We start from the raw sequence: 12589 nt of genomic DNA, 5'->3' as shown, positions 1-12589 counted from the left end.
TACCTGAAACGTTTCAGGTAGATGAGTCCAACGGAGGGCATCTATGAACTTCAAGAAGCACGGGATCGCAGCGATCGCCATCGCTGCCGCAGCGGCGCTCAGCGCCTGTTCCGCAGGCTCGCTCGGCTCGAGCGACGACGACACCACCTCGGGCGGTGCTGCAGCGGAGAAGATCGAGCTGTCGTTCCTCGTCGACAACACGGAGACCAGCCAGATGACGGCCCAGGCGATCGCCGACGGCTTCATGGCCGAGAACGACGACGTCGAGATCACCATCGAATCCCGGCCGGGCGGCGCCGACGGTGACAACATCGTCAAGACCAAGCTGGCCACCGGGGAGATGAACGACATCTTCATGTACAACTCAGGCTCGCTCCTCCAGGCGCTGGATCCCACCAATCAGCTGGTCGACCTGAGCTCCGAGGAGTTCATGAGCCGGGTGGATGAGGCGTTCCTGCCGTCGGTCAGCTCCGGCGACAAGGTCTTCGGCGTGCCGTTCGGCCAGGCGATGGCCGGCGGCATCCTCTACAACCGGTCCGTCTACGACGATCTCGGCCTCGAGGTGCCCACCACCTGGGACGAGTTCATGGCCAACAACGAGAAGATCAAGGCCGCCGGGATCGACCCCGTCATCCAGAGCTTCGGCGACACGTGGACCTCTCAGCTGTTCATCCTGGCCGACTTCCACAACGTCACGCAGGCCCAGTCGGACTGGGCTGAGAAGTACACCGCCAACCAGGCCAAGTACGTCGACGAGCCCGCCATCAAGGGCTTCCAGCGGCTCGAGGAAGTGGCCACGGCGGGCTACATGAACGAGGACTACGCGACGGCGAAGCTCGATCAGGCGCTGACCAAGCTCGTCAACGGTGAGGGCGCGCACTACCCGATGCTGACCTTCGTGGTGAACACGTACGTGACGCTGGCCGACGACGCCGCCGAGAACATCGGCTTCTTCGCCCAGCCCGGCGACGACGCCGCCACCAACGGACTCACGGCGTGGACCCCGGCCGGCATCTACCTGCCGGCGACGACCGAGGGCGAGGAGCTCGAGGCCGCGAAGCGCTTCCTGGACTACGTGGCGACCCCGGAGGCCTGCGACGCGCAGACCGAGGCCGTGACCCCCACCGGCCCGTACATGGTCCAGGGCTGCACCCTGCCCGACGACCTGCCCCAGGCCGTGCTCGACCTGCAGAGCTACTTCGACGAGGGCAAGGCGAGCCCGGCGCTCGAGTTCGTGTCCCCGGTGAAGGGCCCGAACCTGGAGAAGATCACCGTCGAGGTCGGCTCCGGCATCCGTTCGGCGGCCGACGGCGCCAAGCTCTACGACCAGGACGTCGAGAAGCAGGCACAGCAGCTCGGCCTCGAGGGCTGGTGAGCCAGACCGGCCGGTGACGGTCGGCACCTCTCCTGACGGAGGGTGGGGGTTGTTCGCTCCTCCCCCACCCTCCGCTTCATTTCCCGCGCCTTTGCGCACAGCGGCAGCGCAGCCGCCTCACACTGACGTGACAGCCCATCCCGAGGAGCCCTGAGTGTCCGCCTCCACCGCCTCCACCACACCCGCGGCGCCGCCGTCGCCACCGGCGGCCAAGCCGCGCATCTCGCCCGTCCACATCGACAAGACCTACCCCATGTGGTTCTACGTGCCGGGCGGGCTGGTCTTCCTCATCCTCTTCATCGTCCCGACGGTGCTGTCGTTCTACTACGCCTTCACCCGGTGGACGCTGTTCGACGCGACGTTCGTCGGCTTCGACAACTTCGTCACCTTCTTCAGCGAGCCGGGGCTCATCGGCTCGCTGGTCAACACCCTCATCTACGCCTTCGTCACGTCCGGGTCGAAGGTCGTGCTCGGCATGGCGCTGGCCGTGGTGCTGGTGCAGCACATCTGGGCGCGTGGCTACCTGCGGTCGTTGACGTTCTTCCCGGTCCTCGTCTCGGCTGTGGGGGTCGGCCTGACGTTCCAGGTGCTGCTCAACCCCACCGACGGCCTGGTCAACGCCGCACTGGGCGCCGTCGGCATCGACGGACCGCGCTGGCTGGTGGATCCCGACATCGCGCTGCTCACCGTCGCCGCGATCGACGTGTGGAAGGGCATCGGGCTCGCGACGCTCATCTACATCGCCGGGCTGGTGGCCATCCCGCAGGAGTACTACGAGGCGGCGAGGGTCGACGGCGCCAGCGCGTGGGACATCTTCCGCACCATCATGCTGCCGTTGTCCTTCCCGGCCACCTCCACCGTCATCATCCTGTCGCTCATCGGCGGCCTGCGGTCGTTCGACCTCATCTGGACGACCACGCAGGGCGGGCCCGGTTTCGCGTCCGATGTCATCGCGTCGGTCATCTACAAGCAGTACCAGGCCGGCTTCTACGGCCTGTCCACCGCGGGCAACGTCGTGTTGTTCATCGTGGTCACGGCGATCATCTACCCTCTGTCGCGGTGGCTCAACTCCAAGGAGGTCGTCCTGTGACCAAGATGCGGCCCATCGGCTACATCGTCGGCATCATCGGGATCGCCGTCACCGCCGTCGTATTCATCCTGCCGTTCGCGTTCATCCTGCTCACGGCGATGAAGCCCAAGCAGGAGGCGAACCTGCTGCAGTTCTCGTGGCCCACCGAGATCCAGCTGTGGCAGAACATCGTCGACGTGGTGCAGGCCCGCGACTTCATGCTCATCATCGCGTTCATCAACTCGACCATCCTCACGGTGGCGAGCGTCACCCTCATGGTGATCTTCGGCGCGATGATCGCCTACGTCCTCCAGCGCCGCAAGAGCTGGATCAACCCGTGGATCAACGGGCTCGTGCTCGCGGGACTCATCATCCCGCCGGCCGTCGTCCCCACCATCTGGGTCATGCAGACCCTGGGGATCTTCAAGACCCTGCCCGGACTCATCCTCATCGAGGTCGCCTTCGGCCTCTCGTTCACCGTGCTGATGATGCGGGCCTTCATCTCGACCATCCCGAAGGAGATCGACGAGGCGGCCATCGTCGACGGCGCGGGGCCGATGCGGCTGTTCTTCCAGGTGATCCTGCCCCTGCTGCGAGGTGTCATCGTCACCGTCGTGGTCGTGCAGTCTGTGTTCGTCTTCAACGACTTCCAGAACCCGCTGTACTTCCTCCCGGGCGACAAGAACGCCACGGTGCAGCTGACGTTGTTCAACTTCCAGAGCCAGTTCAACACGTCCTACAACCTGCTGTTCACCAACATCCTGCTCATCACGATCCCGCCGCTGATCATGTACATCTTCTTCCAGCGTCAGATCGTGGCCGGGATGACGTCCGGGGCCGTGAAGGGCTGAGGATAGACCTCGTGAACCCGCAGCCCCGCCTCAGCATGCGCGACGTCGCCGACCTGGCCCGAGTCTCCATCGGGACGGTGTCGAACGTCGTCAACAACCCGGACCGGGTGCTCCCCTCCACCCGCGCCCGGGTGGAGGACGCGATCCGGACGCTGGGCTGGGCCCCCAACCAGCAGGCACAGGCGCTGCGGGCCGGCCGGAGCCGCACCATCGGGCTGGCGGTCATGGACGTCGCGAACCCGTTCTTCGCCGACGTCCTGCGCGGCGCCCAGGCCCGCCTCGAGGAGGCCGGCTACGGGGCGACGATCGGCGACGCCGACAACCGCCCCGACCGCGAGGCGGCGATCCTGCGCTCGTTCCGCGATCAGCGCGTCCGCGGCGTCGTGCTCGGGCCGATCGGGGCGCTGCCGGCGGAGGTCGAGGCGCTGCACCGCGCCAGGATCCCCTCGGTGCTCGTGGACCGCGCCGCCGGCGAGGCCGGCTGTACCGTGGGCGTCGACGACGTCGAGGGCGGGCGCATCGCCGTCAGGCACCTCGTCGCGCAGGGGCACCGCCGGCTCGCCTTCGTGGGCGGGCCGTCGACGCTGGCTCAGGTCCGCGACCGCCGCGAGGGCGCCGAACAGGCCGCCGCCGAGGCCGGGGCCACCCTGCTGGCCGTGTCAGTGCCGGCCCTGGACTTCGGATCCGGCAGGGCGGCCGCCGAACACCTGTCCACACTGCCCGCCGATGAGCGCCCGACGGGGATCTTCTGCGCCAACGACATGATCGCGATCGGGCTGCTGCAGGGCCTCGTCGCCGCCCGGATCCGGGTGCCGCAGGAGGTCGCGATCGTCGGATACGACGACATCGAGTTCGCGTCCGCGGCCACCGTGCCGCTCACGTCCGTGGCGCAGCCCAGGCGTGACCTGGGCCGGGCCGCCGCGGATCTGCTCATCCGGGAACTCGAGGACCACGACGCGGGCGTGGACCACGAGCATCGCACCATCGTCTACACCCCCACCCTCGTCGTCCGGGACTCCACGTCCCGTTGACCGGCGGAGCCCATCGTTGTATCGTTTCAATCACTCGTTTGTGAAACGATTTAAGTAGCGCGAGGAGGCGCCATGATCGACACCATCAGCTCCCAACTCGAGGCCCAGGTCATCGAGGTCCCGTCGTGGGCGTACGGAAACTCCGGCACCCGCTTCCGGGTCTTCGGCTCGCCCGGCACGCCCCGCACCATCCAGGAGAAGCTGGCCGACGCGGCGCAGGTCAACCGGTTCACCGGTCTGTCGCCCAAGGTCGCCCTGCACTACCCCTGGGACAAGGTCGACGACTGGGCGGGGCTCAAGGCCTACGCGGAGGAGCTCGGACTGGAGCTCGGCACCGTCAACTCCAACACCTTCCAGGACGAGGCCTACAAGTTCGGCAGCCTGGCCCACAACGACCCGAAGGTGCGCCGGAAGGCCATCGATCACCACCTCGAGTGCCTCGAGATCATGAACGAGATCGGCTCCACCGACCTCAAGATCTGGCTCGCCGACGGCACCAACTATCCCGGACAGGGCGACATCCGCCGCCGCCAGGACTGGCTCGCCGAGTCGCTCGCCACGATCTACGCGGAGCTCGGCGCCGAGCAGCGGCTCGTGCTGGAGTACAAGTTCTTCGAACCCGCGTTCTACCACACCGACGTCCCGGACTGGGGCACCTCGTTCGCGCACGTCAACGCCCTCGGCGACAAGGCGCTGGTCTGCCTCGACACGGGCCACCACGCCCCCGGCACCAACATCGAGTTCATCGTCGCTCAGCTGCTGCGCCTGGGGAAGCTCGGCTCGTTCGACTTCAACTCGCGGTTCTACGCCGACGACGACCTGGTCGTCGGCGCCGCCGATCCGTTCCAGCTGTTCCGGATCCTGTGGGAGGTTCGGCGCGGCGGCGGCTTCGATCCGGCCACCGGCGTGGCGTTCATGCTCGACCAGTGCCACAACATCGAGGACAAGGTCCCCGGCCAGATCCGTTCCGTGCTCAACGTGCAGGAGATGACGGCCCGCGTGCTGCTCCTCGACGCCGACGAGCTGGCCGCGGCCCAGGATGCCAACGACGTCCTCGGCGCGAACGAGATCCTCATGGACGCCTTCTACACCGACGTGCGCCCCATGCTGGCCGAGTGGCGCGAGTCCCGCGGCCTGCCCGGCAACCCGATGAAGGCATTCGCCGAGTCCGGCTACCTGGCCAAGATCGCCGAGGAGCGCGTCGGCGGGGCGCAGGCGGGCTGGGGAGCCTGATGGCCGCGCAGTCCGTCATCGCCGTCGACCTGGGCGCGACCAGCGGGCGGGTGGTGCTCGGCACCCTCGCCGGCGGCCGCATCGACCTGACGGAGGTCCACCGGTTCTCCACCGCCGCCCGGCAGACCGACGACGGGCTCCGGCTCGACGTCGCCGGGCTGTTCGCGGAGATCCAGACCGGGATCGGCCTGGCCATGGCTGCGGCCACGGCGCCGGTGGTGTCGCTCGGCATCGACTGCTGGGCGGTCGACTACGGCCTGCTCGGCGATGACGGACTGCTCGAACAACCCTTCAACTACCGCGACCCCAGGACGGAGCACGGCCGGGCCCTCGTCCGGGAGCGGATCTCCGAGGCCGAGCTGTACTCGCGGGTGGGGCTGCAGGACGTGCCGTTCAACACGGTCAACCAGCTGGCCGACGACCTCGCCGCCGGTCGGCTCGACCGGGCGCGGCGGTTCCTGCTCCTGCCCGATCTCCTGGCCTCGTGGCTCACCGGGCTGGAGGTGGCGGAACGGACCAACGCGTCGACCACCGCTCTCCTCGATCCACTCACGGGTCAGTGGGACTGGGAGCTCGTCGACCGGCTCGGGCTCCCGCGACGCATCTTCCCGGAGGTGGTGGAGCCCGGCACGCTGCTCGGCACCATCACCGAGGGCCCGGCCGCGGGCGTCCCACTGGTCGCCGTCGGCACCCACGACACCGCCTCCGCCGTCGTGGGAGCGCCCCTGGCCGACGACGACGTGTTCATCTCGTCCGGGACGTGGTCGCTGGTCGGCATGGAACTCGACGCCCCCATCCTCACGGAGCAGTCCCGGGCGGCTGACCTCACCAACGAGGGCGGCGTCGACGGCACCGTCCGCTACCTCAAGAACGTCATGGGTCTTTGGATCCTGTCGGAGGCGGTCCGGCACTGGGCCGCGGAGGGCAGGGACCTGTCCGTGCCGGAGCTGGTCGCGGCGGCCCGCACCGTGCGGGACGCGCCCCACTTCGACGCTATGCACCCGAGCCTGCTGCCGCCCGGCGACATGGTCAGTCGGGTCAAGGCCCTGGCCGGCGGCGACGCGCGGCTGGACGACCCCGCCGTGTTCACCCGCGCCCTGATCGAGTCCCTGGCCGACGCCTACGCCGACGTTATCGCCGAGATCTCCGCGATCACGGGCCGCTCACCCCGCCGCATCGTCGTGGTGGGCGGCGGCTCCCATAACACTCTGCTGTGCCAGCGCGCCGCCGACCGCACCGGCCTGCCCGTCTCCGCGGGCCCGGTCGAGGCGACGGCACTCGGCAACTGCCTCATCCAGGCGCGCGCCGTCGGGCTGCTCGCCGGCTCGCTCACCGACCTCAGAAGGACCGTGATGGCATCGACCACCGTGACCCAGTACCTCCCGCGCCCCGAGAAGGAGCTCGCCGCGATCACCGCGCTGTCCAACGAGTTCGGCGCCAACCCGGCCTTCGCCCGCGCCGGCGGCGGCAACTCGTCGGCGAAGGCCGACGGCGTGCTCTGGATCAAGCCCAGCGGCGTGTCCATGGGCACCCTCACCGCCGAGGACCTCGTCCCCCTCGACCTGGCCGTGCTCCTCGACTCGCTCGATGCGCCGGACCCGGACCCGGCGCTGGGCGACCCGGTCAACCACATCGCGACGCTGGCCCGCCGCGACGACGGCCCCCGCCGCCCGTCGGTGGAGATCCTGTTCCACGCGCTCATCCCCGACACCTACGTGCTGCACAGTCACCCGCTGCTGATCAACGCCATCACCTGTAACGCGGACGGCGAGCGCCTCACCCGCGACCACTTCGGCGACGACGTCCTCTGGGTGCCCTACGTCGATCCCGGTCTGCCCCTGGCCCGTGAGATCAAGGCCCGCCGGGAGGAGTTCACGGCACGGACCGGCCGCCCGGCGCCCAGCGCCACGTTCCTCATGAACCACGGCCTCATCGTCTCCGGCGACGATCCCGTGGCCGTGGCCGAGGAGAGCTACCGGATCCTGCGGCGCATCGAGGACGCGGTCGCCGCCGCGGCCGCGGCGAGGGAGGCGGAGACCCCCGCGGCCGCCGAGGCCGAGCTGGCCGACCTGGCCGCCGTCGCCGAGGAGTTCCGCGCCGCCGTCGGTGCGGCCGCCGCCGCCACCGACGACGGGGACCTGGCCCGCGCCTTCCCCGTCACCGAGGCCGGCACGCGGTTCCTCGTCGAGGGTCCGCTCATCCCCGACCAGATCGTCTACGCCGGTTCGTTCCCGCTCGTCGTCACGGGCGTCGCGGAGGTGCAGCCGAGGCTGGCCGAGTTCCGCGAGGCCCGCGGGGTGGACCCGGTCGTCACGGTGGTGCCCGGGTCCGGGGTCGTCGCCGTGGGCGACTCGGAGAGGTCCGCGACGACGGCCCTGCAGGTCTACGTCGACGCCCTGACCGTGGGGCACGCCGCGACCGCGCTGGGCCGGGTCCGGGCGCTCGACGAGCGGGAGCGTCGCTTCATCGAGACCTGGGAGGCCGAGGCGTACCGCAGGCAGGTCGCCAAGGCCTGAGCCCCCGCCGCGACATCAGTCGACGGCGAGCGCCTCGGTCGGGGTCGCCCCCGCGGCACGCCGCCCCGGGAGCACCGACGCCAGCGCGGCGGCCGCCAGGCACACCCCGACGAGTCCGAAGGTCCACGCCGGGTCCATGGCGAGCCGGAGGTCGACGGTGCCACCAGGCACGGCGGCGAAGGCCGCCGACAGCCCCAGCCACGCGAAGAAGATCCCCGCCGCGAAGCCGACCAGCGCGCCGACCAGCACGAGCGCCAGCGCCTCGATGAGCAGCATGAGCTGCAGCTGTCCGCGCTGCATGCCCAGCGCCCGCAGCAGCGCGGACTCGCGCTGCCGTTCGAGCACGGACAGGCCGAGCGTGTTGCCCACCCCGACCACCGCGATGAGCACCGCGACGCCCAGCAGCGCCGTCATGATGAGGATGACCACCCCGACGACCTGCTCGAGGATGCCGGCCATCTGTGCCCCGCTGTTGCTGAGATCCGGCTGTTCCTCGGCGGCGAGGGCCGCGATGGCGCGGTTGATGGCCGTGGCGTCGGTCCGGTCGGTGAGCTTCACCCAGAGCGCGGCGTCGACCATCTGGCCGGGCAGCCGGTCCAGCGTCGCGGCGCTGACGCCGAACGCCCGCCAGCCGTACAGCTCCCCCGTCTCCGACGTCAGCTCCACGTCGCCGATCGCGAAGGTCGCGGGCGTGTCGGGGCCCACCTCGTCGAAGCGGGCAACGGTGTCGGGGATCGGCTCCGCCTCGACCCCCATGTCGAGGCGCGCGGCGTGGTCGTCGACGGCGAAGTACGAGGCGCCGTCCACCTCGACCACCTTCCCGGGCAGCACCGCGACCTCAGCCACTCCGGGGACCGCGCGGACCGCATCGGCGGTGCCGGCCGGGACACCCGACTCGTAGGTGGCCGACAGGTCGAGCGGCAGCTCGCGGTCGATGGTGTCCATCGCGGACGTCCGAGCGCTGGTCAGCGCAATCTGCAGGGTGACGATGAGCCCGATGGCCAGCATGAGCGCGCTGGCGGTGGCGGCGGCCCTGCGGGGGTTGCGGGCCGAGTTCTTCAGCGCCAGCCGGGCGGTGGGTCCGGCGGGACCGGCCAGCCTGCCCGCGAGCCGGAGCAGGGCCGGCACGAAGAACGGCGCCGCCCCCAGCACCCCCAGGGTGAGCAGGACGCCGGAGGCGGCCGCGTAGACGAGGTTCATCTCCGAGCGTCCGACCTGCGACAGCACCGCCAACGCCACCCCGCCGGCGATCAGGAGGCCGCAGACGACGGCCCGCACCGCGCCGGCCCGCCGGGCCTGGGCCTCGGTCGGTACGGCCTGCAGGGCCTCGAGCGGCCGGACGCGCGCGGCGGCGACCGACGGCACGACCGCGGAGATCAGCGTCGCGAGCACTCCGACCAGGACGGCCAGCCCGACCTCGGCCCAGTCCACAGTCAGCCCCCAGTACCAGGAGCCGGTGACGGCCGAGCCGGCGGCCGCGACCGCGAAGCCGAGGCCGACGCCGACGAGCGATCCGGCGAGCCCGAGGAGCAGGGATTCGAGGACCATGCGGCCCATGACCTGGCTCCCCGAGGCGCCGACGGCGCGCAGGAGCCCGAGCTGGCGGCGCCGCTGCGCCAGGAGGATGGTGAACGTGTTGGCGATGGTGATCATGCCGACGAGCACCGCGATGACGGCGAAGGCCAGCAGGAGGTTCTTGAAGACGTCGAAGTCACCGGTGGTGGCCACGAGGGCGGCGTCGCGGTACTCCTGGGCGGTCTGGACCGTCAGCCCGGGCGCCACGCCGTCGGCGGCGCGGACGACCTCGTCGGCCACCGCGGACGGGTCCGCGTCCTCGGCGAGGAGGATCGCCACCGCTCCGGCGGCCGGGAACTCGTCGGCCGGCTGCCAGAGGTATCCCGTGGAGGTGAACAGGCTGCGGGCGTCACGGGTGATCCCGACGACGGTCAGCGGCTGGCCGGGGCCGGCCTGGACCTCGTCGCCCAGCCCGACGCCGAGCTTGTCGGCCATGTCCCGGGCGACGGTGATCTCCCCGGGCGCTTCGGGGTAGGCGCCCTCGGCCAGCTCGGCCCAGCGGAACTCCGGGGCCTGGTTGACCCACAGGGTGGCGAACACGGTGCGGTCCCCCGCCGTGACCTCCGCTGACGCGTTGATCACCCGCTGGACGGCCGCGACGCCGTCGACGGTCCCGATCAGCTCCGCGGCCTCGGCGGAGAGGCCCTCGTCGCCAGCGACGGCGACGAGGTCGGCCGTGGACAGGGCCATGGAGTTGGCCTTGCCGGTGCCGTTCTGCTCGGTGCTGATGAACACCGAGATGGCGACGATGAACCCGACGCTGATGGCGATCGCGACGAGGGTGGCGATGAAGCGGCCCGGGTGGAGCCTCAACTCGCTGACTGCATGGCGGAACATCAGGCGGCCACCGCCCCGAGGAAGCCGGTGACGGCCTCGGCGGTCGGCTGGGCGAGGTCGCCGACGATGCGGCCGTCGAGCAGCATGAGTGCGCGATCGGCATAGGCGGCCGCGCGGGCGTCGTGGGTCACCATGATGATCGTCTGCCCGTCGTCGCGGGCACAGGCCCGCAGGTAGTCGAGCAGGCGGGTGCCGGTCTTCTGGTCCAACGCCCCAGTCGGCTCGTCGGCGAAGATCACCTCGGGGCGGGTGACCAGGGCCCGGGCGACGGCCACGCGCTGCTGCTGCCCGCCGGACAGCTGGCTCGGTCGGTGCCCCAGCCTGTCGCCCAGTCCGAGGGAGTCGACGACGGCGTCGAGGACGGACCGCTCGACGCGCCGCCCGGCGAGCTCGAGCGGAAGGACGATGTTCTGCTCGGCCGTGAGGGTGGGCAGTAGATTGAAGGCCTGGAAGATGAAGCCGACCTTGTCGCGGCGCACCCGCGTCACGGCCCGCTCGGGGAGGGCCGCCAGGTCGTCGTCGCCGATGAGGACCTGGCCGCTCGTCGGGCGGTCCAGTCCCGCCATGCAGTGCATCAACGTCGACTTGCCGGAGCCGGAGGGCCCCATGATGGCGGTGAACGACCCCCGGGCGATGTCGACCGACACGTCGTCGACGGCCACCACCTGCTCAGCGGTACTGCCGTAGATCTTCGTCAGGTGCCGGGTGGCGCAGGCGGTGTGGGTGATGACGGTCACTGCCGTGGTCCTCTCCATGGGTGGGTCTCGCATCGAACCTAGGACCGGGCGTGCCGCCGGCGGATCGGCTGAGCGTCCAGGAGGGGGTGCACCTGGGTATGGCCGCTCCCTGAGCCAGACCCTGCCAGGGCCTCAGGGTGCCTAGACTCACGCCATGACCCGCCGCACCGTCGCCCTCCTGGGACCGGCGTTCGTCGCGGCCATGGCCTACGTGGATCCCGGCAACGTGGCGGCGAACCTGACGGCCGGCGCCACGTTCGGCTACCTCCTGGTCTGGTCGCTGGTGCTCGCGTGCCTCATGGCGATGCTGGTGCAGTACCTGTCGGCCAAGCTGGGCGTGGTCACCGGCCAGAGCCTCAGCGGCCTGGTCCGCGCCTCTCTGTTGAGGCGTCGGCGTGGAAAGGTGTGGCGCGCGCTGTACGCGGCCCAGGCGCTCGCCGTCGCCATTGCCACGGACGTGGCCGAGGTGGTGGGCGGCGCCATTGCGCTCAACCTGCTCTTCGGCCTCCCGCTGCCAGTGGGGGCCGTCATCGTGGGGCTGGTCGCCATCGTGATGCTGCAGTGGCTGCGCTCCCACGGCGAGGTGTTCTTCGAGGTGCTGCTCATCGGCGTGCTGGCCATCATCGCGATCGGTTTCATGACCAGCCTGATCTGGCTGCCGCCAGACCCCGCGCAGGTCATCGGCGGCCTCGTCCCCCGATTCGCCGGCGCCGAGTCACTCCAGCTGGCGGCGGCAATGCTCGGGGCCACCGTGATGCCCCACGCCGTCTACCTTCACTCGGAACTGGCCCGCTCACGCCATGAGGGCTCCTCGGAGACGGTGCCGCGGCTGCTGCGTGTGCAACGCGTTGACGTGATGATCGCGTTGACGGTGGCCGGGGTGGTGAACGTCTCGATGCTCCTGTTCGCCGCGGCGGCCCTGCGCGGCGCGACGGTGGACTCCATCGAGGCGGCACACGGCGAGGTCACCGCACTGGTGGGTCCCCTGGCCGCGACCGTGTTCGCCATCGGTCTGCTGTTCTCCGGCGTCGGGTCCGCCATCGTCGGGACCGACGCCGGCGCGGGCATGGTGCGCGACTTAGTCTCACCGAAGATCACGCCGACCGTGCGCCGGTTGATCACGCTGGTGCCCGCCGTCGCCATCCTGATGATCGGGCTCGCTCCCACGCAGGCGCTCGTACAGTCGCAGCTGGTCCTGAGCTTCGGGATCGGGTTCGCCGTGGTGCCGCTGGTGGTGCTGACCGCCAGCCGCAGAACGATGGGCGACTACCGCAATCCGCGGTGGCTCACCGCGGCGGCCTGGGTGGTGGTGGCCGCGGTGCTGTCGCTCAACGTCGCGGTGGTCGCGACGAGCTTCGGCTGAGC

Annotated in this window: 9 protein-coding genes; 7 read left to right on the top strand and 2 right to left on the bottom strand. The window is 70.4% G+C overall.

The features are described from left to right. Positions 1–43 precede the first annotated feature (43 nt). From BCR15_RS03625 to BCR15_RS03600, 6 genes are all read left to right on the top strand, one after another. Complete coding sequence (locus BCR15_RS03625) at positions 44–1375, top strand: ABC transporter substrate-binding protein (RefSeq protein ID WP_068750527.1); 1332 nt, start codon at positions 44–46, stop codon at positions 1373–1375. Positions 1376–1529: 154 nt separating this feature from the next. Then, positions 1530–2465, top strand: coding sequence for a carbohydrate ABC transporter permease (locus tag BCR15_RS03620; RefSeq protein WP_228383439.1), 936 nt, complete (start codon positions 1530–1532; stop codon positions 2463–2465). Between the two features lie 5 nt (positions 2466–2470). Beyond that, positions 2471–3295, top strand: a complete 825-nt coding sequence (locus BCR15_RS03615) for a carbohydrate ABC transporter permease (protein ID WP_068751071.1) — start codon at positions 2471–2473, stop codon at positions 3293–3295. A gap of 11 nt (positions 3296–3306) precedes the next feature. Then, entirely contained in the window at positions 3307–4326 is a 1020-nt protein-coding gene (locus BCR15_RS03610) for a LacI family DNA-binding transcriptional regulator (protein ID WP_228383440.1), read from the top strand. Positions 4327–4398: 72 nt separating this feature from the next. After that, complete coding sequence (gene rhaI, locus BCR15_RS03605; protein ID WP_141680024.1) at positions 4399–5559, top strand: L-rhamnose isomerase; 1161 nt, start codon at positions 4399–4401, stop codon at positions 5557–5559. Then, on the top strand, positions 5559–8075 hold the full coding sequence (locus BCR15_RS03600; RefSeq protein ID WP_068750525.1) for an FGGY-family carbohydrate kinase: 2517 nt from the start codon (positions 5559–5561) through the stop codon (positions 8073–8075). The genes rhaI and BCR15_RS03600 overlap by 1 nt, the downstream gene beginning before the upstream one ends. 15 nt (positions 8076–8090) lie before the next feature. Here the strand turns inward: BCR15_RS03600 and BCR15_RS03595 are convergent, their stop codons facing one another. Together BCR15_RS03595 and BCR15_RS03590 are read right to left on the bottom strand one after the other, a co-directional pair. Then, positions 8091–10487: an ABC transporter permease gene (locus tag BCR15_RS03595; RefSeq protein ID WP_068750523.1), complete on the bottom strand. Its 2397-nt coding sequence runs from the start codon at positions 10485–10487 to the stop codon at positions 8091–8093. Continuing rightward, positions 10487–11242, bottom strand: a complete 756-nt coding sequence (locus BCR15_RS03590) for an ABC transporter ATP-binding protein (RefSeq protein ID WP_068750522.1) — start codon at positions 11240–11242, stop codon at positions 10487–10489. The genes BCR15_RS03595 and BCR15_RS03590 overlap by 1 nt, the downstream gene beginning before the upstream one ends. A 160-nt stretch (positions 11243–11402) precedes the next feature. Here BCR15_RS03590 and BCR15_RS03585 point away from each other — a divergent pair, with 160 nt between their 5' ends. Beyond that, positions 11403–12587 carry an Nramp family divalent metal transporter gene (locus tag BCR15_RS03585; protein WP_197971785.1) on the top strand — a complete coding sequence of 395 codons (1185 nt, stop codon included), beginning with the start codon at positions 11403–11405 and terminating at the stop codon, positions 12585–12587. Positions 12588–12589 lie beyond the last annotated feature (2 nt).

The sequence above is a fragment of the Tessaracoccus lapidicaptus genome, from assembly GCF_001693815.1.
In the GTDB taxonomy this organism is placed as follows: domain Bacteria; phylum Actinomycetota; class Actinomycetes; order Propionibacteriales; family Propionibacteriaceae; genus Arachnia; species Arachnia lapidicapta.
This window is presented reverse-complemented; position numbering and strand designations above follow the sequence as displayed.

Excerpts from the sequence above, each read along its gene's own strand:
- rhaI (WP_141680024.1), top strand. The coding sequence starts at position 4,399 with ATGATCGACACCATCAGCTCCCAACTCGAGGCCCAGGTCATCGAGGTC.
- BCR15_RS03625 (WP_068750527.1), top strand. The coding sequence starts at position 44 with ATGAACTTCAAGAAGCACGGGATCGCAGCGATCGCCATCGCTGCCGCA.
- BCR15_RS03600 (WP_068750525.1), top strand. The coding sequence starts at position 5,559 with ATGGCCGCGCAGTCCGTCATCGCCGTCGACCTGGGCGCGACCAGCGGG.
- BCR15_RS03615 (WP_068751071.1), top strand. The coding sequence starts at position 2,471 with ATGCGGCCCATCGGCTACATCGTCGGCATCATCGGGATCGCCGTCACC.
- BCR15_RS03595 (WP_068750523.1), bottom strand. The coding sequence starts at position 10,487 with ATGTTCCGCCATGCAGTCAGCGAGTTGAGGCTCCACCCGGGCCGCTTC.
- BCR15_RS03590 (WP_068750522.1), bottom strand. The coding sequence starts at position 11,242 with ATGGAGAGGACCACGGCAGTGACCGTCATCACCCACACCGCCTGCGCC.